This is a genomic window from Actinomadura sp. 9N215 (genome assembly GCF_044326345.1).
In the GTDB taxonomy this organism is placed as follows: Bacteria; Actinomycetota; Actinomycetes; order Streptosporangiales; family Streptosporangiaceae; genus Spirillospora.
The window spans coordinates 1-24,930 of sequence record NZ_JBIRBA010000016.1 but is presented as its reverse complement, the minus strand read 5'-3'; the positions used below and the strand labels follow the sequence as shown (position 1 = coordinate 24,930).

Genomic DNA, 24,930 nt, shown 5'->3' with positions numbered 1-24,930 from the left:
TGCATTTCATGGGCGGACGGTTCGGGCCGCCGATGGCGCCGAATAGGCTCGGAGCGTGAACCGCGCGCCCCGCTGGCTGCTTCCCACCGTGCTGACCGCGCTCGTCCTGGCCGTGGTCGTCGGTGCGCTGCTGAACTGACGCGGGTCGTATGATCGACGGGGCGCGAAACGGGGATGATCAAGGCATGCCAGTGAACGTTCTTCATCCTCGGAGCCTCCGCCTGGGCGAAGCCTCCGCGGGCAGGCCGGATGGAGGACGACGTTCAGGGCGGGCCGTCCGCGCCGTCCGCGCCGGAGCCGCCCTCGTGCTCACCGGGACGTCGGTCTGCGTCTTCGCTCCTGCCGCGGCGGGTTCGGCGCGGGACGACAAGGTGGCGTTCACGATCAGCGACCCGCGGGTCACCGAGTCCAGCGGGCTCGCGGCCAGCAGGCGGCATCCCGGCGTCGTCTACACGCACAACGACTCGGGCGGCGTCCCGAAGATCTACGCGCTCGGCGGGGACGGCGAGGTCCGGGCCGTGCTGACGCTCGCCGGCGCGGGCGCCCGCGACTGGGAGGGCATCGCGCTCGGCAAGGACGGACGCGGCCGCCCGGCCATCTTCGTGGCGGACATCGGCGACAATCTCGGCGGCGCGTGGCCGTACGTGACGGTGTACCGGATCAGGGAGCCGTCCCGGCTCAGGAGCCAGACGATCCAGGCCACCGCGTTCAAGATCAAGTACCAGGACGGCCCCCGCAACGCCGAGACGTTCATGATCAATCCGCGGACGAACCGGCTCTACATCGCCAGCAAGCTGTTCGGCGGCAAGGTGTACGAGGCCCCCGCGAAGCTCCGCACCAGCGGAACCAACACGATGCAGAAGGTCGCGGACGCACCGGCCATGGCGACCGACGGCGCGTTCTCCCCGGACGGGCGCACCTGCGTAATCCGGTCCTACTTCGGTGCGCGCCTCTACTCGGTGGGCCCGGACGGACGCCCAGGCAAGACCCTGAAATCGCTCGACATCCCACTGCAGACGCAAGGCGAATCGTTGACCTACACGGCGGACGGCACATCCCTGCTAGTGGGGTCCGAGGGCAAGAACCAGCCGGTCTACCGGCTGCCACTGCCGGACGAAGCGCGCCCGTCGCCGTCCGGTGAGAAGGGCCCGAAGAACGCGGGAGCGTCGGGCGACGTTGAACCGGACACCAGGAACACCAAGATGGGGCTGTTCCTCGCGCTCGCCATCGCGGCGGCCGTCGGCTACGGGCTGCTGCGCAGACGCGGGAGGTCGTCGGGCGGCGGATAACAGCGGCGGGCGACGGCGCGCGGTCGCCGAGCAGCAACGAACGGACAGAGACGAGCGGCGAACGGACAGCGGCGAGCGGCGAGCGGACGGCGTGGACAGGCCGACCTGACCGGCACGATGGAAGTCGGTTCCGGACGGCGAGGGATCGCGGAAGGAGGCGACGGGCCCGCGGGGACCCGTGTGAGGATGCGGACTGTGGAGCATGAGCTGGTGGGGCTGGCGGGGCCCGGCGGCCGGTGGCGTCCCGTCGCCGCCGGACCGTTCGCCCTGCTCGCGGTGGCGCTGGCGCTGCTGCCGATCCGTCCGGTGTGGCTGTGGGCCGGGCTGATCGGCGCCGTCGCCGCGATCCCGTGGCTGCTGGGCGCGGCGCCGGAGGCGCGACGGCGCCGTCCGCGGCCGTACTGGCGGCTGTCCGCGGAAGGTCTGGAACGGATCGGGCCCGGCGGGCTGAGCATGGACTCCTACGAGCGGTCCCGGATCGACGGGCTGGCCATCACGACCGGCGACGGTGTGCTGACCGTGTTCCACCGGTTCGGCCGTACCGCGGTGGGCGGGATGACCGGGATGGGCTTGGAGCCGCTCGCCGTGTTCGTGACGGCGAGGCGCCTCGGCATACCCATGCACGTGCTGGACGGCGAGGCGACCGATCTGCTGGACCCGGCACTGGACGAGGCCCTGCGCGTCCCAGCGCCGGACGACGACGTCCCAGGAGGCGGCCCTCTGCCACGCGACCACGCGGCGGAGAAGCGCCTGCTGGACCAGGAGGCCGCCCTGCTCGCCGCCGCCCACGAGCCGCCCTCGTCCACATCGAATAAAAGCCCCGACAAGGTCGGGACGCGCAGGGAGCAAGGCAAGGAGCAGCGGCTTGACACGCCCGAGCCGCTGCCCAGCCGCCGCCGGGTCGTCCTCCTCGGCGTGCTCACCGCCCTGCTCGGCACCGTCATGATCGTCAGGATCGCGGTGGACGGCACCGGCGAGTTCGGCGCGAGACTCGCCGCGGGCTGCTGGGCGCTCGCCGCGATCACGGGCGTCCTCGCGGCGCGCCGCCGGCTGCTGCGGGCCGCGCAGGTCCGCTGGACGATCACGGCGGAGCGGCTGCTGGTGCGGGCCCGTCCTGGCCGCCGCCGCGAGGTGCAGGACCTGCGGGCCGGGGACGTCGCCGCGGTCGTCGTCGGTCCCGGTCTGCGGCTCGACCCGGTGAGCGGCGAGCCGCGCCGCGCCGACCTCGCCGCGCTCGCGTTCGGGCACCGCCTTGAGCTCGTCGCCCGGTTGCCCGCGCACGGCCTGGACGGCTTCCAGCTCGCGCACGCCCTCGACGACCACGGCTACCGCGTGATCACGCCGGGGGCGCGGGCGCCACGCCGTCCGCAGTACGGCCTGGAGGGGCTGCCCGAGATCTTCGCGCAGGTCCCCGGCGGGCGGCTGGTCGTCGCGGAGGGCGGGCTCGGCTGGGCGGACGCCGCGGGCGACGTCGTCCTGAAGATGCCGGAGGACCGCATCGGCGGCATCGAGCTGCTGACCATCGCCGGGCACGCCTGGGTCCGGCTCTACGACACCGAGGGCGACGAGTTCTTCGCCGCACCCCTGTCGGCGCTGCGGATCTCCCGCACCGACCTGCGGGACGCCGCCCGCCGCGCCGGGCTGCCGGTCAACGACGCCGAGTACGACGCCTACCTCAGCGCCGCGTTCCATTCCGCCGTGTCCACGCTGACCGACTCCGAACCGGCCACCGCGTCCGTGTCCTCGCAGGGCGCCGCCGGGCCGGAGGCTTCGGTGCCGCCCCAGCCGGACCGTCCGGACGAGCATGACGTCACGTTCTCCGTCGCCGCACCACCCGGCCCGGTGACCGCGCCGGGCACGCTCCTGGACGCGACCCGCCGCTCCCGTGTCGGGACGTACGGGATGAGCGTCCTGCTATGCCAGGCGGTGGCGCTGCTGGGCGCGGTGTGGCTCGGCCCTGAGCTGGGCGGGTTCAACGCCACGGCGTCCTGGTCGGTGCCAGCGGGGCTGGTCATCGGCCTCGTCGGCTACTGGCTGTACGACCGCAACCGTTCGCAGCTTCGCGTGTCGTCCGCCGGGCTCGCGGTCGTCACCCGGCGCGGCAAGGTCGAATGGGACCTGGGCCGCGACCGAGTCGGCGGCGTCGGCATCGACGAGGCGACCGAGCGGATGCCCCGCCTGGTGGTGTGGAGCCCGGCCGGGCGGGTGCTGCGCCAGGTGACGTTCCCGCCCGACCTGGACGAGCTGCGCCGCGCCTGCGAACGCTACGGCCTGCCCTGGGGGCCGCCGGACGCCGACCGTCCCGCGCCCCCGCCGCCCGAACTCTGACGCAGCGACCACGTCTTCAGCGACTCGTACGTCAGCTGGCTGTAGTCCTTGCCGGGCAGGTGGCTGCACATCAGGTGGACGGAACCCGCCGTCCACGGCGCGCCGGCGAACGCCGACAGCGACTCCATGAGCGGACGCACGTCCACCGGCCTTCTGGACCGCGCCAATGTGAGATGCGGACGGAAGCCCCGGTGCTTGTCGGGCAGCGTCCCGACGCGGCATCCGGCGGCCGTGGTCGACGCGGCGAGCCGCGCCACCCGGCGGCGGTCGCCGAACAGGCCCGTCCACAGGACGCGTGCGTGTGTGCCGCTGCCGGGGAACGCGCCCGCGCCCGCCAGCGACAGCGACATCCGCTCGTGCCGGGCGACGGCGCGCTCCAGCCTGGGAAGCAGCCGGTCCAGGGTGCGGTCGTCGACCTCGCCGAGGAACGTGAGCGTGACGTGCAGCAGCTCGCGCCGCGTCCATCTCAGCTCGGGGACCGCGTCGCGGTGCGGTCGGACGGCCTCCTCAAGCTCGTCCAGAATGTCCGGTGGCGGCACGAGCGCCACAAAAAGCCTCATGGGAGCGTCCGGAGGGCCACCAGACCAGCATTTCAGCAGATGGCACCCGTTGTCACGCCGTCAGGCGGAACGTGCCCCCGAACCGGCCGACGCGGCGGCGCGGCCCCTGAGGCGGGCGAGCGCGGGACGGATCGCGCCGTCCTCTCCGGTCAGCCGTCCCGGCGCGCTCCGCACGGCCAGCACGCCGACGGCGAACGCCGCGACGACGGAGATCAGGCCGCCGCCGACGAGGCCCGTCCGGGCGCCGAAGTGCTCGGACAGCCAGCCGATCGCGGGCGCGCCCAGCGGGTTCGTCCCGAGGAACACGAACATGTAGAGGCCCATCACGCGTCCGCGCATCTCGGGCGCGACGGTCAGCTGCATGGTCGCGTTCGCCGCCGTCATGATCGTCATCATCGCGATGCCGGTCGGGACCAGCAACACAAGGAACGACCAGTACGTCGGCATCAGGCCGGTGGCGACCTCCAGCGCGCCGAACAGCAGACCCACCGCCACCAGAAATCTCAGCCGCGGCTTGGTCACCCGCCTGGCGGCGAGCAGCGCGCCGCTGAGCGCGCCGAGCGCGAGCATGCTGGACGCAAGCCCGAACGCGGACGCGTCCGTGTGGAAGACCTCCTTGGCGACGAGCGCGACCGTGGTGGCGAAGTTCATGCCGAACATGGCCAGGAACCCGATGAGGATCAGGACCAGCATCAGGTCGCGGCGCCCGCGGACGTAGCGCAGGCCCTCGCGGAGCTGCCCCTTGGCGCGCTTGACGGGGTCGGCCGGGTGCAGTTCGTCCGCCCGCATCGCGTAGAGGCCGAACAGGACGGCGCCGAACGACGCCGCGTTGACCAGGAACACCGGGCCGGTGCCGATCAGCGCGATCAGCACCCCGGCGACAGCGGGGCCGACCAGCCTGGCGCCGTTGAACGAGGCGCTGTTCAGCGCGATCGCGTTGGGCAGGTCGCGATTGCCGACCATCTCGACGACGAACGACTGGCGGGTCGGGTTGTCGATGACGGTCGCCATGCCGAGCCCGAACGCGAGCACGTACACGTGCCACACCTGCGCGGCGCCGGTCACCGCGAGCAGGCCCAGGATGAGTGCGAGCACGCCCATCGACGCCTGCGCGAGCATCATGACGCGGCGCTTGGGATACCGGTCGGCGATGACGCCGCCCCAGAGGCCGAACAGCAGCATCGGCAGGAACTGCAGGCCGGTGGTGATGCCGAGGGCGGTGCCGCTGCCGTGCGCGAGTTCCAGGACGAGCCAGTCCTGCGCGATGCGCTGCATCCACGTCCCGGTGTTGGAGACGACCTGGCCCGCCGCGTACAGCCGGTAGTTGCGGTTCCGCAGCGACCGGAACATGCCTCCGGTGCGCGGCTCGCCGGGCTCGCCGTCCCCACCGAATCCGTCGGCCTCGCCTGGCTCGCCTGGCTCGCGGGGTTCGGCGGGGTCGTCAAGATCACGTGGCGCGCGTGGCCCCTCGGGGGCGACGGGCACGTCAAGCTCGGCGTCTGCGGGGGCGGCGGCCGGGGGTGTGGCGATCTTCTTCGGGGACGTCTCGGCGTCAGGGGGTTCGCAGGTGGACGGGGACGGGCTCGCGGCTCTGGCGCGTCCGGCCGGGCGGGCGGCGGGACGGCGGCGGCTCCGCCCGGCGGGCGCGGGGGCGGGCGTGGAGGCGGGCTTGGGGGTTAGGGGGAGGACGGTCGCGGCCCGGGCGGTGCGCGCGGACCGGCGGCCGTGGGGGCCGCGCGTCGCGGTCCCCTCGGGCTCACGGGGGGTTTCATTAGCGGAAGTCATTAACAGGGCTAACGATAATCGCGACCCCGGCATTCCGGCAAATCCGCCCGTACGGGTCAGGAGCGGCTGAGCTTGTCGATGATCGGCGCGGCTCGGCGGAGGATCTCCCGCTCGCCCTCGGTCAGCTCGCCGAGCCTCCTGGCCAGCCACGCCTCCTTGCGGCGCCGCTCGTCGGCCAGCAGCGCGGCGCCCGCCTCGGTGGCGTTCAGCACGACCTGGCGCCCGTCCGTCGGGTGCGGGCTCCGCACGACGAGGCCCCGCTCCTCCAGGTAGGCGATCACGCGGGTCATCGAGGGCGGCTGCACCTTCTCGTGGTCGGCCAGCTCGCGGGGCGTCATCGAGCCGTGCCGCTCGATCGCGGCCAGCGCGGCGAACTGCGTGAGCGACAGCGGGCTCCGGCCGCCGGCGCCGAGCTCGCCGGTCTCCCCCGCGGGACGCAGCGTGCGCAGCCGGCGCGACAGCCGGGCGATCGAGATGCGGAGTTCCTCGGCGAGCCCGGGCACGGACGCGGCACGGCTTGGGGTGGGTGGCGTTGTCATCGTCATTGGTCTCCCATGCTGCCACGCCGTACCTTGACATTGCGGCTAGGCTTATTAGCCTGTGAGCTATCTAGATTAGAGGAGGGTGGCAATGCCCCGTGTCGGACTGTCTCCGCCGGCGGTCGTCGACGCCGCCGTCGCCATCGTGGACGCCGAGGGCCCCGGTGCCCTCACACTGGCCGCGGTGGCGGGAAGGGCCGGGGTCGCGACGCCCTCCCTGTACAAGCATGTCCGCAACCTGGCGGAGTTGCGACAACTGGTCACCGTACGCGTGCTCGAAGAACTCACAGAACGGCTCGGAGAGGCCGCGCTGGGACGCTCCGGAGACGACGCCGTCCGCGCCCTGATGCGCGCCTACCGGTCGTACGTGGTGGAGCATCCAGGACGGTACGCAGCGATGGACCAGTCCGCGGACGCCCCGCCGGAAGACAACGCGGCGGGCGAGCGTCTCCTGGCCATCGTCTTCGCGGCCTTGCGCGGCTACGCCCTGGAGGGTTCGGAACTCGTCCACGCGGCCCGCTGCCTGCGTTCGGCCGTGCACGGCTTCGCGGTCCTGGAGGCCGCGGGCGGCTTCGGCCTGCCCGAGGATCTGGAGGCCAGTTACGAGCTGCTCATCACCATGGTCATCGGAGGATTGCCGGGCGCCCGCGCTGACCGCGCCCAGTGAGCGGACCGTGCTCGGTGACTCGCTCGGTGACCTGCTCGGTAACCTGATCGCATGACCCGACCGCGCCGCCCGGACCCGCCGCCCATGCAGACCAATGACGTCCGCATCGCGGCCGCGGGCGCGGGCGCCTGGGCGGTGGCGTTCGTCGTGCTGCTCATCGTCGGGCTGCCGTCCGAGGACCGCTGGTGGCTGTGGGTGTGCGTCACGGGCTTCGCGAGCGGCGTGTTCGGCGTCTGGTACGTCCCGCGGCTGCAGGCCCGCCGCGCCGGTCAGGAGGCCGCTCGCGCCAAGCAACACGAGGCCGACGCCCAGCCCGTCGGCGAGAGCACCGGGCCCGCGGACGAGACGGGTCCAGCCCGCTCAGCGGAGGGCACGGAGGCGGCGGAAGCGGCTGAGGGTAGGCCCGCTGACTAAGGCTGGGGTTAGAGCTCTCTAGGGCTGGGCCAGGGCTCCAGGTCTGCCTCGGCCAAGAGGTCGGGGAGCGCGTCGGGGGTGCGTAGCACCGCTTCGACCATGAGCCGGTCGGCCCACCGCCCGGCCGACCACGCGAGTGCGCGGGCAAGGCCGTTCACTCCGCTCGCGTGCACTTCGCCGTCTCTCGTCCACCACGGCACGTCCTGGCCGTCCACGACGAGGCGTTCATGCGCGAGGTAGTCGGCTGGGGCATCTGGCAGGACGGCCCTGACGGCGTCCGGTACCGGACGTTTCTCGCCCTCCGATTGGACGACGCCCGGGATCTCCTCCCCGGCCAAGGGCAGGTCGAGCAGTTCGGCGAGGCGTTCGTCCCGTCCTTGGGCGGCGATGACGAGCGGCTGGCCCTGGAGGAGCGGGAGGACGTCCGGGGCGTCAAGGACGAGGGCGTCGGCGGCGTCCACGACCTCGACGCCGCCGTCCACGACCGTCCGGACGTGGTCGGGCGGGTCGATGGCCATGTCCGGCGGGGTGTCGGCGAGGGCCGTCCACAGCCCGCCCAACTGCGCACGGGTGACGGACCGTCCTGGGTCACCGAGCCGGTCGAGCAGCTCTTGGGCGCCTTCGGGCTCGTCCAGCAGGTCGGCCAGCGACGTCCGGACGCCCAAGGCGAGCAGGAGCCGCTCGTCAAAGCCCGCTGGCGCGACGTCGTAGAGCCCTGCCAGAGCCTCGTCCCCGCTCAGCCGGAATTCGCCGGGTCTACGGCCGTCCAGGACACGGTGACGGCTCAGCCACCACGCCGTGTACGACGGGACGGCAACGCGCCGACCGTCATGCAAGGCCACATGGACGGGATCGACGATCGCGGCCCGCCACGGCGGCTGCGCCAGGACGCGCAGCGCCCCAGCCGAGTCGTCGACCAGTTCGAGATCTCGGACGGCCAGAAACTCCGGCACGAGCGGCGGGAGGTCTTGCGGGCCGATTCGCCGCAGCACGTCCTCCGCCCACAGGTCCTCGTCGTCGAGCTCAAGGGTCTCTGCTTCGGCGGCGAGCCCTGTGAGGTTCACGTCCTCGCCCTTGGCGAGAGCGAATCCGTCCAAGACACCGGCGGCCGTGAGCGTCTCGGCACCCCACCGTTCCAGCAGCTCGGCGTCGACCACCCCGAACGGCGCGTCATCGGCCATGAGCGCCCGCAGTGGGCTCTCCGGCAGAAGCAGCTCGCCCGCCGGATACAAGTCACCGTCGTCATCGGGCAGGGCCAACTCGGCCAGCCAGGGTTCGTCACCGGGGTCGAGCCGCGCGGCCGCGATGAGCCCCAGGACGGCTTCGGCGATCGCATCGGGGTCTTCGGCGTCGAACGATTCCTCGACCGCCGCTCGCACGGCGGCGTCGGCGAGGACGGCCCGCGGCCCGGCCTCGACGGCCCCCAGCCGTGCCAGCAGCGGATGCACCGCGTCCGGGTGGACGAACCGCAGGCCCAGCACGTCCAGGCCCCCGGGATCGACGCCGTCCGCGATCAGCAGGCCCCGCGGACCGCGCACGATCCGCACGCCGCCGCCCGCCGCCGCATCCGGTGACGCGCCCGCCAACGGTACCGGGACGGCCCCCAGAGCGTCTGTCGCGGCCGCGGCGAGGGTCCCGTACATCCGATGCCACCAGGCCGGTGCGCGGTCCACAGCGGCCAGCTCATCGATGACGTCCGCCAGCTCGACCCGCCGCACCCCGAGCGCGGCGAGCGCCGGGCTCCGCGCGGGCCACTCCGGCGGCAGCAGTCCGGACACGACGCCGTCCTCGCCGCCGAGGAGCTCGACGAACTCCGCCGGGGCGTCCACGGCGACCGCGTCCCGGCCGCGCGTCCGGTGCGGCAGAAGCGGGGCGTCGGGAAGACGTTCGCGGATGCCGCGCCGTACCCGGGCGTCCAGTTCCCCGGCCCCTACCGGCCCGGGCACCAGCGCGAGCACGCGCGGCGAGACCGGAAGCCCGCCCAGCAACCGCACATAGGTCTCGGCCGCCCGCTCCACGAGGAAGTCGGTCAGCGGACCGGGCGCGACATGCCGCCGGTCTGGTGCGAGCGGGAACGACGCTATGAGCAACGCGGGCAGATCCAGCCGCTCGTCGCTGGGCGTGGGCGCGTGCACAACGGCGGGGGTGTCCTCCGGTAGCCCGTCTTCTGGCAGGGCCCACCGCACCTGCCAGAACGGCCGTGCCCGTTCCTCCACGGGACGGTCTTCCAAGAGCGCCGCCGGAATTTCCCCATGCGCCTCGGCCGTCCGCCACACGGCCCCGTTGACGACCACCTCGCCCGGCGGACGATGCTCAGCGGTCAGTGCGCGGACGTTCCCGTCCACATCGAGCTCAACGCTCTCCAGCGCGGGCAAGGCCAGCATCAGCGCCGCCCCGGCACGCTCAAGCTGCCGCCGGACGGGCTCGACCGCGTCCTCGCGCAACGGCAGCCGCACCACCGTGTCGAACCCCGCCGGTATCTCGGGCGGCTCGTCCATGGCGAACGGCAACCGAAGCAGCGGAACATGCCCGCCGCGCCGCTCCAGCTCATCTGCGAGCGCCGGTACTCCCTCCACCAGCTCCCTGGCCCGGGACCGCGACCACATCACACCGCCCCCACCGGAAGCGATGGAGGGCGTATCGCTGACGGCCACCACGGCGGCGAATCCGACCCCGAACCGTCCCGCCATGCCCGCCGCACCCGCCGTACCGGCGTCGTCGCGCTTGGACGACGCCCGCAACGTCGACAGCGCCTCCACGCCCGCCGCGTCCAACGACGCCCCGGTGTTGGCGGTGGTCAGCACGGAGCCCGACGCCGACGACCGGAGCGTCAACCGGAGACGTCCCGGGACGGGGGCGCGCAGCGCGGCGTCAGCGGCGTTCTGCGCAAGCTCGATCACCACACGGTCGCGGTAGCCGCCGAGGGCGAAATCCTCCTCGGTGTTGGCGTCCTCACGGAAACGCGCGGGCGACTCATTCCAGGCGCGCAGCACCCGCTCCCGCAGGGCCCGCGTCCCGAACTCCGGCATCGTCAGCCGTGGCCTAGGGCCTCTTCGTCCAAGGTCGCCGCGTCGTCGACCACGGACGCGACCACCTCGTCCACAGAAGCAGACGCTTCGTCCACGGACGCGGGCTCTTCGTCCAGGGACGCGGGCTCTTCGTCCAGGGACGCGGGCTCTTCGTCCAGGGACGCGGGCTCTTCGTCGGGGGACGCGGGCGCTTCGTCCACAGGAGCAGACACTTCGTCCACGGACGCGGGCGACTCGTCTTCGGCCAAGGACACCGCGTCCTCAACCACTCTCGGTGGCGACGGAACGACCTCGTAGCCCAGTTCGTCGATGACCGGCGGGCTGTGCTCGGACACGGCCGGAAGGGACACCGCCTCCGAGTGCGCGCCGCAGCCGTGGTCGGCGGAGACGACGCGTCCGTCATCGGGCGCGTACTCGTTGGCGCACACCCCGAACATCGTCCGCAGCTCGCCCGCAAGCGTCACGTAGAACCCGCAGGTGGAGCACTGCGCGGGCGCGGACGCGGCGATCGGCGCGCGCGGCCCCCCGACGCCGTCGTACCAGCGCGCGGCGGCCTCGTCCCGTCCCTCCCGGGACAGGACCCGGACGCGGCCGAGCCCCGGCTCCCACTGCGCCTCGCGATCGGTGGAGTCGTCGACCTGCGTGTAGCCGGGCACCAGCCGGACGTCGTCGGGCGCCGTCGGCAGCAGGTCACCGGGGCCGAGGTCACCGGGACGCAGCCGCTCCAGCCACGGCACCCACGGCGGCGCGAGCAGCGCGTCGTCGCCGGGCAGCAGCACGCACTCGCTGACCGTGACGACCTTGGCGCGGGACGCCCGCGTCACGGTCACCGCCCACCGCCAGCCCGTGTAGGCGGGGTCGAGGCACTCGAAATAGTGCGTGACCACGCGATCGCCCTCGGCGCGCAGGCCGAGATGCTCGCCCGCGTCGCCGGGCCAGGCGGTGTCCGCCGCGGCCTCGCGGGCGAGGTCGACGGCCTCGGCGCAGGCGGTGTCGACGGCGGGCGTACGGCCCCTGCGGGCGCTCCCGGGGGCGACCCCGGAGGCGGCCCCGGGGGCGGGCTGCGCGGGCGCGGAGCGCGCGGGGCTGGACTGAGGCTGTGAGCTCACACACCAATTCTCGCCCATGGAACGGCGTGGCCGGGTCCCCCACCGGTCCACCCAGTGGAAAACAACCACCGGGAACCCGTTGGTGAGCCCCTCTCTCAGCGGGGAACGTACCCTCAATCAGGGGTCGTGCCCCAGCGGGAAGCTGGACGACGCAGGGGAGAGATCAGGGCGCATGGGTGACCGGACACGTTTCGGGCGATCCGCACGCGCCGGTGCAGGAGCTGTGGCGCGGACGGTGCGCGGCGCGCGTTCCGCGATGGCGGGCACAGGACGGCTGACGCGTCGCATGACGCACGCCCAGGGCGCGGGACGCAGCGGGCTCGGCAGCCTGATCGAGGCGTCCGCGGTCAACTCCGCCGGTGACGCCCTGGTGACCGTCGCCCTCGCCGGGACGCTGTTCTTCGGCCTGGACGTCAACCAGGCGCGCGGCCAGGTCGCCCTCTACCTCGTCGTCACGATGGCACCGTTCGCGCTGGTCGCGCCTTTGATCGGCCCTGCGCTGGACAGGGCGCGGCACGTCCGCCGGTACGCGATCTCCAGCACGTTCGTGATGCGCGCACTGCTGTGCTGGGCGATGGCCAGCGCGCTGCCGCACGGCGACCAGGTCACGTTCCTGCCAGCCGCGTTCGGCGTGCTCGTGCTGTCCAAGGCGTTCGGCGTACTGCGCGCCGCGGTGACGCCCCGCGTCCTGCCGGACGAGGTCACGCTGGTGTCGGCGAACGCGCGGGCCTCGTTCGCGGGTCTGATCGCCGCGTCCATCACCGCGCCGGTAGGCGCGGGCCTTGCATGGCTCATCGGCGCGGACTGGGTCCTGCGCATCGGCACGGTCGTGTTCCTGCTGGGCATCGTTTTCACCATGCGGCTGCCGCAGAGCGTGGACGTCCCCGAAGCGGAACCCGCGCCGCGCACCCCCGACCCGGAATCGGAGGACGCCGAGCAGCCGAAGGCCAAGCACTGGCGGACGCTTCCGCGCGTCGGCCCGGTCGTCGCGGAGGCGATGCAGGCCAACGCGGTACTGCGCGCCTTCTCCGGCTTCCTGATCCTCTATCTGGCGTTCCTGCTGCGCCAGGAGCGGTTCGACCCCGTGTCCAACAACGTCGCGCTCGGGATGCTCGCGGCGTCCGCCGGCGCCGGCGGACTGATCGGCACGTCGCTCGGCGCCTGGATGAAGGCGCGGGCGCCCCAGCTGATCGTCTCGGCGACGCTGGCGTCCGTGACCGCCGTCGCCGCCGTGAGCGCCGCGTTCTTCGGGCTGTGGGCGGCGCTGGCGGTGGCGCTCGCGGCGGGCCTCGGGCAGGTGCTCGGGAAGCTGTCGATGGACGCGGTCGTGCAGCGCGAGATCGGCGAGGAGATGCGGTCGTCGACGTTCGCGGTCTCCGAGACGCTGCACCAGCTGGTCTGGGTGCTCGGCGGGCTGCTCGGCCTCGGCATGTCCATCGTCGCGGACGGGCGCCTCGCGCTCGCGATCGTGTCCGCGGCGCTCGCCGTGTCGCTGGCCCTGCTGCTGCGGCGACGGGCCGTGACCCGCCGCCGGGAGCGCCGCCGCCCGCACCGCCCGTCCACGATCAAGGACGCGCACCCAGAGATGCACACCTGACACCCGCCGCGCAGAGCAGAACCTGGCGGCTAGGACGCGGCCAGGCGCAGACAGGACGCGCCTAGCCGCTGCTAGGACGCGGCCAGGTCGTCGGCGACGGCCCGCAGCACGGTGGCGATCTTCTTCGCCTCCGCCGGGGCCGGATGCTTCCCGCGCCGGTACATGTTGGAGATCCCGTCCAGCAGCTTGATGAGGTCCTCGGTGATGACGACCATCTCGTCCGGCTTCTTGCGCCGCTGCTTCGCGATGGTCTTCTCGACCGACGGCAGGGTGTCCAGCACCTTCACCTGGAGCGCCTGCTGACCGCGACGCCCTTCGACCACACCGAACTCGATGCGCTGGCCCGGTCTGAGCGTCGTGACCCCGCCCGGCAACGCCGATGAGTGCACGAAGACCTCACCGCCGTCGTCGCGCGTGAGGAAGCCGAACCCCTTGTCGGAGTCGTACCACTTGACCTTGCCAGTCGGCACCGGAGACCTCGTTCGGTAATCGTCCTGAATCGACCCCAAGATTAGTGCCTCGCCAAGGGCCGATGTACACACCGGTACCCGCCGCGAAGCCCGTGCAGGCCGTCGATCAGAAGCTATCCTGACCGTCCGACAACGGCACCCGAATATCGCGCCGCAGTTCAGGACGCGGACCGCCGGTTCAGGACGTCCGGAACCCGCCGAGCCATTCGGGGAACGCCAGCAGATCGGGCAGGACGACGTCCGCGCCGTACGCCGTGAGGGCCGCCGAGTCGTACGCGCCCGTCGCGACCGCCACCGCGACCGCCGACGCCGCCCGCGCCGCGTCCACGTCGCCGGTGTGGTCGCCGATGTAGGCGCCCGCGGCATGCTCGCGCAGCGCGACGCCCTTGTCGGCGCCGAACAGGCCGCCGACCACGACGTCCACCTCCAGGCCCAGGAACCGGACGGTCCGTTCGGTGTCGGCCTGGTTCTTGCCCGAGACGACGATGACCCGTCCGCCCTGGCCGCGCACCGCGTCCAGCGCCGCCGCGGCGCCCGGCATCAGCACGGTCGCCGGGACCGCGATGTCGGCGTAGATCGCCCGGTAGCGCGCCGCCATCGCGGGCACCTCGTCCGCCGGGAACCAGTAGCCGAGCTCCTCCTCCAGCGGCGGTCCGATACGCCGGACGACGAGGTCGGTGTCGATGGCGACGCCGGTCTCCGCGGCGAGGGCGGCGTACACCGCGCTGATCCCGGCCCGCGTATCGGCCAGCGTGAGGTCGAGGTCGAAGCCGACCGAGTCCAGGACAGGGAGATCGCGCACGTCCCACAGGTTAAGGGGCCTGGACACATGCGCGTACCCGCGCTCTCCTGGTAGTGGCGATGCGACGGGATCCGAGTAGGAGAGCGCGGGAACTTTCGCGCGGGAACCGTTCTGTTGTGACCGGAACTTGCGTGCCCGGTCCACCGGGAACGGCCGCCCGTGCTGGCGATATACCCGAGCCCTCGATCACAAACCATCTGACCAGGGAAAACACGGGACTCGAACACACCACCCCGAGCAAAAGGACGATCACCCCCGACGTCCGCCCCGGCAAGGTCCCTCGGTGAACGGGCCGCTGAAGGAGGCCGCAATGGCAGACGACCCCGACCTGACCCGCGTCGAGTCCCGCGGCGGCCGCCGCGCCGCGGGGGAACGGCGTTCGCTCACGTCCGGCGCCGCCGCGGCCCGCCGCCGCGCCGTCGGCGTCGCCGCCACCGCTGTGTCGGCCGTCACCACGGTCGTCGTCCTGATCCTGGCCGTGCACATCTTCTTCGTCGCGTTCGAGGCGAACACGGCGAACGACCTCGTCCGCTGGTTCGGCGACCGGGCCGGCGACCTCGGCTGGCAGTTCAAGGACGTCTTCCAGCCCGAGAACCCCAAGGCCGAGGTAGCCGTCAACTACGGCCTGGCCGCCCTGGTCTACCTGGTGATAGGCCGCGTCGTGACATCCCTGATCCGCCGCCTGGCCTGACCGGACGCCCCTGGCCTGACCGAACGCCCCTGGCCTGACCGAACGCCCCTGGCCTGACCGAACGCCCCTGGCCTGACCGGGCGCCGCCTCGCCTGACGGGGCTTCTCAATCTCTCCCGGGGAAGCGGACCGCGTCGAACGGCCAGGCGGTCCCGACCCACTCGCGGACGAACTCCTCCAGCTCCTTCTCCAGGGCGGAGTCCTCCTCGTCGGCGCGGACCCAGAACACCACGACGGCGTCCGCGCCGGGGGTGTCGGACGGCGCGACATGGATGCGGCCGAGCTGGCGGTCACCGTCCGGAGTGATCACGACGTAACTGAACGAGCGGCGCAGCTGGCCCTGCTTCTGCAGCCACGCGACGTCGATCAGGGCCTGCTCGAAGGTGAACTCGCTGTCCGGCCAGCCCCACTCGGGACCGAACCGGCCGGCGAGCCGGTCCAGGCTGCCGATCACGGCGGCGTAGTCCTTGACCACGTCGTGCACGGTGATCGGACGGATCTGGAACCGGGAGCCGGCCACCAGCGTGGGCACCACGAAGTCCTCGGGCAGGAAGGCTCCGTCGGCCGCCTTCCGCGGAGACTTGAACATCGCCGACCTTTCCGACGACGCCCCTTCCGACGACGGGGCGCGGGCATCGAAACTCTAGCGGCCCCGGGGCCGCGACGAGGCGTAACACACTGTGAACACGCCCCGCCGCGACCAAGCCCGCAGGTCGCCGCCGCAAAGCGCCGCCTTGCGGAGGACCTCGTCATCGGGACCTCGTCCCCCGTCCGAGGCTCCGCGGACCTCACTTCCCGCCGGTCCGGCGACCCGGCGGTAGGCTCGATCAGCGTGGTTCCCGCCGACCGGGCACCCGCACATTAGCACGTATGTTCGAATCGTGCGGCGGGTCCATGGAGGTATGACAGATGTCGATGTCCACGCGCGAGCGGATAGTGGCCGAGTCGCTCCGGCTGTTCGCCGACCGGGGTTACACGGCGACCTCGGTGGCGGAGATCGAGGCGGCCGCGGGTCTCTCGCCGGGCGCGGGCGGCCTGTACCGGCATTTCCGGTCCAAGGAGGAGGTCCTCGCCTCCGCCATCCGCGAGCACATCGAGCGGACCCGCAAGCAGATCAACGACGTTCTCGACCAGGCGACCGTCTACGAGGACCGTCCGCTGGAGACGCGGCTGCGGATGACGTGCCAGACCGGGCTGGCGAAGATGCGCGAGGAGCAGGACCTCATCCGGGTGCTGTTCCGCGACCTCGACCAGTTCCCGAACCTGGTCGCGGAGATGCGCGAGGGAATCGTCAACCCCCTGTACGACGGGATCGCCACCTGGCTGGCCGCGCAGCCCGAGTTCGAGGGAACCGACGAGGACTGGCCCGCGGTCGCGGCGATCCTCGGCGGCGCGGTAGTGAACTACTGGCTGGCGAACGAGGCGATGTACGAGCCGCCGACCCGCATCGACGAGAAGCGCTTCGTGGAGAGCTGGGCGCGGCTCGGTCTCGGACTGGTCCGCCTGGAGCGCGCCCCCGCACCCTGACCCGTCCCGGAGCCCTGCCCTACGGCTCGGAACGTCCGCGTCCTTCGCGGCTTGGCACGCGTTCGTCCAGCACACGGCATGTTCGTCCTAGATGGTGTGCCGTGCAGGCTCCTACTCTTGAGGGGCCCGATTCGGGGCGGCGCGCCGCCCACGCCCCTCCAGCCCCACCCACCACCGATCAGAACGACGAGCTTGCTCGGCCCACCTAAGGTTGAGGAACGGCATGGAAACGTACGCGGACTGGTTGCGCGAGCGAGGCGACGACGAGCTTCGCGCGCTGCTGTCCGCACGCCCTGAGCTGCTCGCCCCCGTCCCCGCCGACCTGACGGCGCTCGCCGCCCGCGCCGCGACGCCCGCCGCGATCTCCCGCGCCCTCGACCGGCTCGACCGGTTCACGCTCGCCGTCCTGGAGGCGCTGCTCGTCCAGCCCGCGCCCGCCCGGCCCGACGTACCCGCACCCGCACCCGCGCCGCACGACGCCACCGCACCCTCGCCCGCCAAGCACGACACCACCGGCACCGCGGCCGCCGAGCCCAGCGCGACCGGCACCGCGGCGGTCGGGCTCGGTGCGCTCGCGAGCGCGCTCGGCGCCACGCCCGCGCAGGTCGAGGACGCCCTCGCGACGCTGCACCGGTACGGCCTGGCCTGGGGGAACGGGACGCTGAACCCGGCGCCCGGCGTCCGGCAGGCCCTGCCGCACCCGGCCGGGCTCGGCCCGCCCGTCCAGGAGGCCTTCGCCGGGTACACTCGCGAGCGGCTCGCCGACCTGATCACCGACCTGGACGGCGAGGCCCCGCGCGGCTTCGCCGACTCGGCGCGCCTGCTGCGGCGGCTCGCCGAGCTGCTGGGCGATCCCGGCCCGCTGATCGACGACGCGGGCCCCGACGCGCTGGCCGCCCTCGACCACCTCGCCTGGGGCCCGCCGGTCGGACGGGTCGCCGACGCGCGCCGTCCCGTCCGGGTCGACACGGCGGCCACCCCGATCGAGCGGCTCCTCGCCCGCGGCCTCCTCGCCGCCGAGGACGACCGCACGGTCACCCTCCCGCGCGAGGTCGCGCTGCATCTGCGCGGCGGACGCCTCTTCCGGGACGCCCCCGCCGAGCCCCCGCCGCTCACGCCCGCGCCAGGCGAGCCGCGCGGCGAGGACGTCGTGATCCGGGCCGCCGCGGGCGAGGCGTTCAACGCCGTCCGGCTCACCGAGGAACTGCTCGAACGCTGGGGCCTGGAGCCGCCGCCCGTGCTGCGCAGCGGCGGCCTCGCCGTCCGCGACCTGCGCGCCGCCGCCGTGCTGCTGGACGTCCCCGAATGGAAGGCCGCGCTGCTCGTCGAGGTCGCGTACGCGGCCGGGCTGCTGACCCGCAGCGGCGACCTCGACGGCGAATGGCTCCCGACCCCCGCCTACGACCTGTGGCTCATGCGCGACGCCGCCGGCCGCTGGACGGAGCTGGCCCGCGGCTGGCTGAAGTCCGACCGGGCCGCCGGCCTCGCCGGGGAGCGCGACGACCGCGACCGGCTCATCAACGCGCTCAGCGAGGCGATGGTGCGCGGCAGCGCCCCGGCCACCCGCCGCGCGACCCTGGACGTCCTCGTCGCCGCGGGCCGCGGCGCCGTCGGCGAGGACGCCCTCCGCGACCGGCTCGCCTGGCTCAGCCCCCGCCGCGGCGGCCGTACCCGCGACCGGATCATCGGCTGGACGCTGCGCGAGGCCGCCGCCCTCGGCCTCACCGGCTTCGGCGAACCGGCCCCCTTCGCCCGCGACCTGCTCACCGGCGCCGACCCTGAGCCCGCCCTGGAGAAGCACCTGCCCGCCCCGGTCGACGAGATCCTCATCCAGGCCGACCTCACCGCGATCGCGCCCGGCCCGCTGGTGACCGAGCTCGCCCGCGAACTCGCCCTCGCCGCCGACGTCGAGTCCACCGGCGCCGCGACCGTGTACCGCTTCACCCCCGAGTCGATCCGCCGCGCCCTCGACGCCGGCCGCACCGCCGCCGACGTCACCGGCCTGCTGACCCGCCACTCGGCGACGCCGCTGCCACAGCCGCTCACCTACCTGATCGACGACGTCGCCCGCCGGCACGGGCACCTGCGCGTCGGCGCGCTCGCGTCCTACGTCCGGACCGACTCGTCCGCCACGCTCGACGAGATCCTCGCCGACCGGCGCTCCGACCCGCTGCGGCTGCACCGCCTCGCGCCGACCGTCCTCGCGTCCGGGCTGCAGCGCGCCGACCTCCTCGACGGCCTGCGGGCCATGGGCCTCGCACCGGTCGCCGAGTCCCCGGGCGGCGGCGTGATCGTGACCCGTCCGGACGCGCAGCGCGCCGACCCGCCGCCGACCGCCGAGATCGTCCGGCTCCGTCCGGACGATCGCACCGACGCCTCGATGATCTCCGCGGCGGTGCGGGCGCTGCGCGCGGGCGACGAGGCGTCCATGCACGGCGCGGAGCAGGCCCGGCTGCGGGCGGACGCCCCGCCCGGCGAACCGCCCCGCTCTCCCGCGATGGCCACCGTCGACCGTCTCCGCACCGCCGTCGACCGGGGCGGACGCGTCTGGATCGGCTACCTCGACCAGCAGGGCCAGGCGTCCAGCCGCATCGTGGAGCCCGTCCGCGTCGAGGGCGGCTTCCTGACCGGCTACGACGCGACCCGCGCCGCCGTGCACCGCTTCGCGCTGCACCGCATCACCGGCGTCGCCGAACTCACCGACGACCCGGCACCCTGACCGTTCGGCAGGTGCCCGGAACCGGCGAACCTCACATACGGTCCAACCAGTGACCCATCGGACCGATAGCGTGTCCGGGCGAACGTGAGGAGGCTCCCGATGAGCGGGTACGGAGGGGGTCCGCCGTCGGGCTGGGAGGACCCCTACGGCGGTGGATCGCAAGGCTGGGACCCAGGCGGCGCGTACGGTCCCCAGCACGGACCTCAGTACGGGCCGCAGTACGGCCCCGGCCAGGGCTACCCACCCCCCGGCTACGGCCCTGGCTACGGCTACGGACCCCCGGGTGTTCCGTACGGGACGCCGAGCAACGGCTCCACCATCGCCGCGCTCGTCTGCAACTCCATCGCCGTCGTGCTGTGCTGCAACATCGTCGCGATTCCCGGCGTCATCACCGCCGCGATCGCCCTGGGCCGCAACACCACCGACCCGCGCTCCGCCCGGAAGCTGACCATCTGGAGCTGGTCGCTCTTCGGCGCCGCCATCGCGATCGGGATCATCTTCCTCGTGATCTACATCCTCATCGGCGCCGCCTCCGACCCCGACTACGACTCGTCCGGCGGGATCTGAGCCTGGCCTGAGCGGGCTCTCAACGGGCTCTGAGCGGGCCCTGAGCGGGCTCTGGACACGACCACCGGAACGCCGAAACACCGTCTCCCGCTGACCTTTCGCACCGATAGCATGTCCGCACAAAACGGGTTTCGAGGAGGTTCGATGAGCGGGCACGGAGGGAGCTCGCCGCCGAACTGGGAGAGCCCCCAAGGCGGGACGCCAGGCTGGGACCCGAGCGGCCAGGGCGGGCAACCCGGACCCGGTTACGGCTACGGGCCTCCCGGAGTGCCGCCCCGGACGGTGAGCAACGGCACCATCACGGCCGCGCTCGTCTGCAACTCCATCGCGATCGTGCTGTGCCTCAACATCGCCGCCGTCGCCGGCGTCATCACCGCCTTGCACGCACAGCGCCGCATCACCACCGATCCGCGCTCCGCCTGGAAGCTGACCATCTGGAGCTGGTCGCTCTTCGCCTTGTCCGTAGTGATCGGAATCGCCGTCGTCGTGTTCTTCCTCACCATCGGCGCAGACTCCTGACCAGCCACGGCTCCCACCGGATCCGCCACCGGACGACCCTTGCGGGACCACCACCGGATGACTCCTGCGGACAGCCACGGACGACGGGAAGACCCAGCGGCCCGCAGCCGTTGAACCTTCGTCGAACCCGTCGGCCCCGGACGTGCACCCGCCCGACGACTCGTCGAACCTTCGGGCCGGACGCGCTCCGCCCGGCTCGGGCCGGACGCGCTCCGCCCGACGACGAGGACGCCGCCGCATGCGTCCTCGGGTACCGTGCACCAGCGGGGATTCCCGATTCCGAACACCGATTCCCGACGGGGGCTGCTTTCCGTGACCGACGGTCCGCTCATCGTCCAGTCCGACAAGACGCTGCTCCTGGAGGTCGACCACGACCTGGCCGCCGCCTGCCGCAAGGAGATCGCCCCGTTCGCCGAACTCGAACGGGCGCCCGAGCACGTCCACACCTACCGGGTGACGCCGCTCGCGCTGTGGAACGCCCGCGCCGCCGGCCACGACGCCGAGCAGGTCGTCGACACGCTGATCAGGTTCTCGCGCTATCCCGTCCCGCACGCGCTGCTCGTCGACATCGCCGACACGATGGCGCGGTACGGGCGGCTGCGGCTGGAGAAGGACCCGGTGCACGGGCTGGTCCTGTCGTCGTCCGACCGGTCCGTGCTGGAGGAGGTCCTGCGGGCCAAGAAGATCAAGGGGATGATCGGCGCGCGGGTCGGCGACGACGTCGTCGCCGTCCATCCGAGCGAGCGCGGCGCCCTCAAGCAGGCGCTGCTGAAGATCGGCTGGCCCGCCGAGGACCTCGCCGGCTACGTGGACGGCGAGGCCCACGCGATCTCCCTCGTCGAGGACGGCTGGGAGCTGCGCTCCTACCAGCGGGAGTCCGCCGAGGCGTTCTGGCACGGCGGCTCCGGCGTCGTCGTCCTGCCGTGCGGCGCCGGCAAGACCATCGTCGGCGCCGCCGCCATGGCCCGCGCCGAGGCGACCACGCTGATCCTCGTCACCAACACCGTGTCGGCGCACCAGTGGAAGCAGGAACTCCTCCGCCGCACGTCCCTCACCGAGGACGAGATCGGCGAGTACACCGGCGCGAAGAAGGAGATCCGCCCCGTCACGATCGCCACCTACCAGATCATGACGACGCGCCGGAAGGGCGCCTACGCGCACCTCGAACTCTTCGACGCCCGCGACTGGGGCCTCGTCGTCTACGACGAGGTGCACCTGCTGCCCGCGCCGATCTTCCGCATGACCGCCGACCTGCAGGCCCGCCGCCGCCTCGGCCTCACCGCCACCCTCGTCCGGGAGGACGGACGCGAAGGCGACGTGTTCTCCCTCATCGGCCCGAAACGCTACGACGCGCCTTGGAAGGACATGGAGGCGCAGGGCTGGATCGCCCCCGCCGACTGCGTCGAGGTCCGCGTCACCCTCACCGACGCCGAACGCCTCGCCTACGCGACCGCCGAGCCCGACGAGCGGTACCGCTTCTGCGCCACCACCGACACCAAGACCAAGCTCATCCAGGCGCTGGTCGACCGGCACAGGGGCGAGCCGACCCTCGTCATCGGCCAGTACATCGACCAGCTCGACGAGCTCGGCGCGCTGCTGGACGCCCCCGTCATCAAGGGCGAGACGCGCGTCCGCGAGCGGGAACGCCTCTTCGACGCCTTCCGCTCCGGCGAGCTCGACGTCCTGGTCGTGTCGAAGGTCGCGAACTTCTCGATCGACCTGCCGGAGGCGTCCGTCGCCGTCCAGGTGTCGGGCGCCTACGGCTCGCGCCAGGAGGAGGCCCAGCGCCTCGGACGGCTCCTGCGGCCGAAGGCGTCCGGCCACGGCGCCCGCTTCTACGCGGTCGTGGCCCGCGACACCCTCGACCAGGACTACGCCGCCCACCGCCAGCGCTTCCTCGCCGAGCAGGGTTACGCGTACCGCATCGTGGACGCCGACACGGTCCTCGCCGGCGACGACTTCTAGAGCCCTCCTAGAGGGCCCGCCCGACGCAGGCCCCTTCGACCTCACCACCGGACCCGGACGCCCGCACGCCGCTCACCCTGCTCGCGCTTCCCGCCCTACGCCGCCCGAGCGCGACGACGCTGATCAGCGCCCCAAGTAGGGTCACAGCGGCCGCCATGTAGTACGCCGTGCCGAGCCCTTCGGCGAGTTCCCGCCGCAGAGCGCCATCGCCCAAGCTCCCGGTCCCGGCGTTGACGACGAGGACCATGACCGCGGTCCCGACCGCCAGCCCCGTCTGATGGGTCACGGACGCCATCCCGGACGCGACACCCTGCTCCCCCGCCCCGACGCCGTTGCCCGCCGCGATCCACATCGACGTCCAGACGATGCCCATCCCGAACCCGGTGACCATGATGCCGGGCAGCACGACGACAAACGCCGAATCGGGCGACAGAGCGGCCCCCAGCAGCACCATCCCGGCCGCGCCGGCCACCAGCCCGACGGACAGCGCGGCGCGCATGCCCGCACCGGTCACTAGCCGCTCGGCGACCTTCGTCCCCGCGATGTTGAGCAGAGTCAGCGGCAGGTACGCAAGGCCCGTCCGCAGCGGGTCGTAGCCGAGGACGTCCTGGAGGTAGACGGTCAGCAGGTAGTACTGGGCGCCCAGTCCCGCCCCGAACACCGCCGTGATCGCCATCGCCGTGAGCAGGCTGCGATTGCCGAACATCCGCGGCGGCATGAGCGGATCACGACTCCGAACCTCGATCACCCCGAACACGGCCACCAGCGCGGCCCCCAGCCCCAACGCCACGAGAATGGACGACGACGTCCATCCCCACACCGGACCTTGCGCAAGCACAAAGACCAGCAACGTGACCCCGGCAGTTGCGGTCAGCGCCCCAGGCAGATCGAACCGGCGACCTCTCTTGACGTCCACTCCGGCATCCGGCGGCAGCAACAAAAGCGCCGCCAGAAACGCCAAACCAGCCAAAAGAACAAAGACATAGAACACCGACTCCCACCCGAAGGCATCGGTGAGCACACCGCCGAGCAGAGCACCACCGGCAAGGCCACCGCCCCCCATGGCGGCCCACACGGCCAGCGCACGATTTCGCTCGGGCCCCTCCGCGAACATGGTGCTGAGCAACGCCAGCGTGGACGGGAACAGCAGCGCCGCGCCCACCCCCTGCGCAGCCCGTACCGCGATCACCAGCCCCGGATCGTCGGCTAGCCCGCCGATCAGCGACGAGACGGCGTACAGGACGAGCGCGACGATGAACATGCGGCGCCGTCCGAGCAGATCCGCGGCACGTCCGCCCAGCAGCATGAAGCCGCCGAGCGCGACCGCGTACGCGCTGACGACCCACTGAAGGGTCTGGCCGGAGAACTCCAGATCCCGCCCCAGCTCGGGCAACGCGACATAGACGATGTTGTAATCGGCGGCGATGATGAACTGCGCGAACGCAAGCAAGGCCAGAACCCACCCCGGGCGGCGAGGCCTGCGCGGCACGTTCAAAGGCGGCGGCTGGACGGACATGAGCACCTCGAAACGGTCATATGAACGAGTACGTCAGGCCGCTACCGTAGAAGTTGCCATTGGTGTCAGGTTCAAGTCCGTGCCCGTGATGTGAGGTGGGGTCGTGCGGATCGGTGAACTCGCACAGCGGACGGGCGTCAGCACACGCTCCCTCCGCTACTACGAACAGCAGGGCCTGCTGACGTCCGAGCGGACACCCGGCGGCCACCGCGACTATCCCGAAAGTGCCGTCGACCGGGTCATTCGCATTCAGGAGCTCTTCGCCGCCGGGCTGCACAGCTCAAAGATCGCGGTCCTGCTCCCCTGCATGCGGGACGCGGACGGCGGCCCGTCCGAGATCGCCACTCCGCGGCTGGTCACGGACCTCACCGCCGAACGCGACCGCATCGAAAGCATGATCACCGACCTCGTCCGCTCCCGGGACGTCCTGAACGAGGTCATCGACACGGCCGCAGACCGCAATGGCTGAAGCCCAGAAATGAGTAAGGCCCCGCCGTTGTCGGCGGGGCCTTCCCCATAATGTGTGTCCGGCGGTGTCCTACTCTCCCACACAGTCTCCCGTGCAGTACCATCGGCGCTGGAGGGCTTAACTTCCGGGTTCGGGATGGGACCGGGTGTTTCCCCTCCGCCAAAACCACCGAACGCCCAACGCACCACCCCACCGGGGTGGGCAAATCCTTGGGGCGTCGCATTGCGTTTGTTGTGTTGTGTTGTGGGTTCCGGTTGTTTTCTGGGAACCACACAGGGACGCGAACAAGCTCGTGCAGCGGTTTGGTTTGAACGTTGTGTGTGTTCAAGCCACTCGGCCTATTAGTACCGGTCGACTCCACACCTTGCG

At 72.4% G+C, this 24,930-nt stretch carries 20 protein-coding genes, 1 rRNA gene and 1 pseudogene; 12 read left to right on the top strand and 10 right to left on the bottom strand.

Translation table 11 applies throughout. The features are described from left to right. Positions 1-185 precede the first annotated feature (185 nt). Together ACH34T_RS25015 and ACH34T_RS25010 are read left to right on the top strand one after the other, a co-directional pair. A complete protein-coding gene (locus tag ACH34T_RS25015) occupies positions 186-1,289 on the top strand; it encodes a hypothetical protein (protein WP_396023344.1) in 1,104 nt (367 codons plus the stop codon). Between the two features lie 195 nt (positions 1,290-1,484). After that, the gene (locus ACH34T_RS25010) at positions 1,485-3,617 is read left to right on the top strand and encodes a hypothetical protein (protein ID WP_396023343.1); all 2,133 of its coding nucleotides are present in this window, start codon (positions 1,485-1,487) and stop codon (positions 3,615-3,617) included. Here ACH34T_RS25010 and thpR read toward each other — a convergent pair. The 3 genes from thpR to ACH34T_RS24995 are packed head-to-tail and all read right to left on the bottom strand — an operon-like array spanning position 3,554 to position 6,501. After that, entirely contained in the window at positions 3,554-4,177 is a 624-nt protein-coding gene (thpR, locus tag ACH34T_RS25005) for an RNA 2',3'-cyclic phosphodiesterase (RefSeq protein WP_396023342.1), read from the bottom strand. The two genes, ACH34T_RS25010 and thpR, sit on opposite strands and share 64 nt — an antisense overlap. A gap of 60 nt (positions 4,178-4,237) precedes the next feature. After that, positions 4,238-5,962: an MFS transporter gene (locus tag ACH34T_RS25000; protein ID WP_396023341.1), complete on the bottom strand. Its 1,725-nt coding sequence runs from the start codon at positions 5,960-5,962 to the stop codon at positions 4,238-4,240. A 56-nt stretch (positions 5,963-6,018) separates the two neighbouring features. Further along, positions 6,019-6,501, bottom strand: coding sequence for a MarR family winged helix-turn-helix transcriptional regulator (locus ACH34T_RS24995; protein ID WP_396023340.1), 483 nt, complete (start codon positions 6,499-6,501; stop codon positions 6,019-6,021). Between the two features lie 91 nt (positions 6,502-6,592). Here ACH34T_RS24995 and ACH34T_RS24990 point away from each other — a divergent pair, with 91 nt between their 5' ends. Both ACH34T_RS24990 and ACH34T_RS24985 read left to right on the top strand, forming a co-directional pair. Beyond that, the gene (locus ACH34T_RS24990; protein WP_396023339.1) at positions 6,593-7,168 is read left to right on the top strand and encodes a TetR-like C-terminal domain-containing protein; all 576 of its coding nucleotides are present in this window, start codon (positions 6,593-6,595) and stop codon (positions 7,166-7,168) included. A 51-nt stretch (positions 7,169-7,219) separates the two neighbouring features. After that, positions 7,220-7,582, top strand: coding sequence for a DUF2530 domain-containing protein (locus tag ACH34T_RS24985; RefSeq protein WP_396023338.1), 363 nt, complete (start codon positions 7,220-7,222; stop codon positions 7,580-7,582). Between the two features lie 8 nt (positions 7,583-7,590). Here ACH34T_RS24985 and ACH34T_RS24980 read toward each other — a convergent pair whose 3' ends face one another. After that, positions 7,591-10,611, bottom strand: coding sequence for a sacsin N-terminal ATP-binding-like domain-containing protein (locus ACH34T_RS24980; protein ID WP_396023337.1), 3,021 nt, complete (start codon positions 10,609-10,611; stop codon positions 7,591-7,593). A 284-nt stretch (positions 10,612-10,895) separates the two neighbouring features. Next, positions 10,896-11,621: pseudogene (locus tag ACH34T_RS24975) on the bottom strand (DUF3027 domain-containing protein); the annotation flags it as partial. A 385-nt stretch (positions 11,622-12,006) separates the two neighbouring features. On the opposite strand from ACH34T_RS24975, the gene ACH34T_RS24970 reads away from it, so the two are divergent. Next, positions 12,007-13,317, top strand: a complete 1,311-nt coding sequence (locus ACH34T_RS24970) for an MFS transporter (protein ID WP_396023336.1) — start codon at positions 12,007-12,009, stop codon at positions 13,315-13,317. Positions 13,318-13,388: 71 nt separating this feature from the next. Here ACH34T_RS24970 and ACH34T_RS24965 read toward each other — a convergent pair whose 3' ends face one another. Both ACH34T_RS24965 and ACH34T_RS24960 read right to left on the bottom strand, forming a co-directional pair. Continuing rightward, positions 13,389-13,787, bottom strand: a complete 399-nt coding sequence (locus ACH34T_RS24965) for a cold-shock protein (protein WP_396023335.1) — start codon at positions 13,785-13,787, stop codon at positions 13,389-13,391. Positions 13,788-13,965: 178 nt separating this feature from the next. Further along, entirely contained in the window at positions 13,966-14,589 is a 624-nt protein-coding gene (locus tag ACH34T_RS24960) for an HAD family hydrolase (protein WP_396023334.1), read from the bottom strand. 310 nt (positions 14,590-14,899) lie between these two features. Here ACH34T_RS24960 and ACH34T_RS24955 point away from each other — a divergent pair, with 310 nt between their 5' ends. Further along, positions 14,900-15,280 (top strand): hypothetical protein, encoded by a 381-nt coding sequence (locus ACH34T_RS24955; RefSeq protein WP_396023333.1) that lies wholly within the window; start codon positions 14,900-14,902, stop codon positions 15,278-15,280. A 105-nt stretch (positions 15,281-15,385) separates the two neighbouring features. Here the strand turns inward: ACH34T_RS24955 and ACH34T_RS24950 are convergent, their stop codons facing one another. Continuing rightward, positions 15,386-15,868, bottom strand: coding sequence for a GNAT family N-acetyltransferase (locus ACH34T_RS24950; RefSeq protein ID WP_396023332.1), 483 nt, complete (start codon positions 15,866-15,868; stop codon positions 15,386-15,388). A gap of 320 nt (positions 15,869-16,188) precedes the next feature. On the opposite strand from ACH34T_RS24950, the gene ACH34T_RS24945 reads away from it, so the two are divergent. The 5 genes from ACH34T_RS24945 to ACH34T_RS24925 all read left to right on the top strand — a co-directional run bounded on the left by ACH34T_RS24945 (position 16,189) and on the right by ACH34T_RS24925 (position 22,576). Then, positions 16,189-16,806: a TetR/AcrR family transcriptional regulator gene (locus ACH34T_RS24945; RefSeq protein ID WP_396023331.1), complete on the top strand. Its 618-nt coding sequence runs from the start codon at positions 16,189-16,191 to the stop codon at positions 16,804-16,806. A gap of 223 nt (positions 16,807-17,029) precedes the next feature. Next, on the top strand, positions 17,030-19,525 hold the full coding sequence (locus ACH34T_RS24940; RefSeq protein WP_396023330.1) for a helicase-associated domain-containing protein: 2,496 nt from the start codon (positions 17,030-17,032) through the stop codon (positions 19,523-19,525). A 99-nt stretch (positions 19,526-19,624) separates the two neighbouring features. Further along, a complete protein-coding gene (locus tag ACH34T_RS24935) occupies positions 19,625-20,092 on the top strand; it encodes a hypothetical protein (RefSeq protein WP_396023329.1) in 468 nt (155 codons plus the stop codon). A gap of 144 nt (positions 20,093-20,236) precedes the next feature. Continuing rightward, positions 20,237-20,611, top strand: coding sequence for a hypothetical protein (locus ACH34T_RS24930; RefSeq protein ID WP_396023328.1), 375 nt, complete (start codon positions 20,237-20,239; stop codon positions 20,609-20,611). A gap of 312 nt (positions 20,612-20,923) precedes the next feature. Next, a complete protein-coding gene (locus tag ACH34T_RS24925; RefSeq protein ID WP_396023327.1) occupies positions 20,924-22,576 on the top strand; it encodes a DNA repair helicase XPB in 1,653 nt (550 codons plus the stop codon). A gap of 7 nt (positions 22,577-22,583) precedes the next feature. Here the strand turns inward: ACH34T_RS24925 and ACH34T_RS24920 are convergent, their stop codons facing one another. Further along, positions 22,584-24,026, bottom strand: a complete 1,443-nt coding sequence (locus tag ACH34T_RS24920; protein WP_396023326.1) for an MFS transporter — start codon at positions 24,024-24,026, stop codon at positions 22,584-22,586. Positions 24,027-24,195: 169 nt separating this feature from the next. Between ACH34T_RS24920 and ACH34T_RS24915 the strand changes: the two genes are divergently transcribed. Continuing rightward, a complete protein-coding gene (locus ACH34T_RS24915; protein ID WP_396023325.1) occupies positions 24,196-24,561 on the top strand; it encodes a MerR family transcriptional regulator in 366 nt (121 codons plus the stop codon). Positions 24,562-24,617: 56 nt separating this feature from the next. On the opposite strand, the gene rrf is transcribed toward ACH34T_RS24915, so the two are convergent. Further along, a 5S ribosomal RNA gene (gene rrf, locus ACH34T_RS24910) occupies positions 24,618-24,734 on the bottom strand. Positions 24,735-24,930 lie beyond the last annotated feature (196 nt).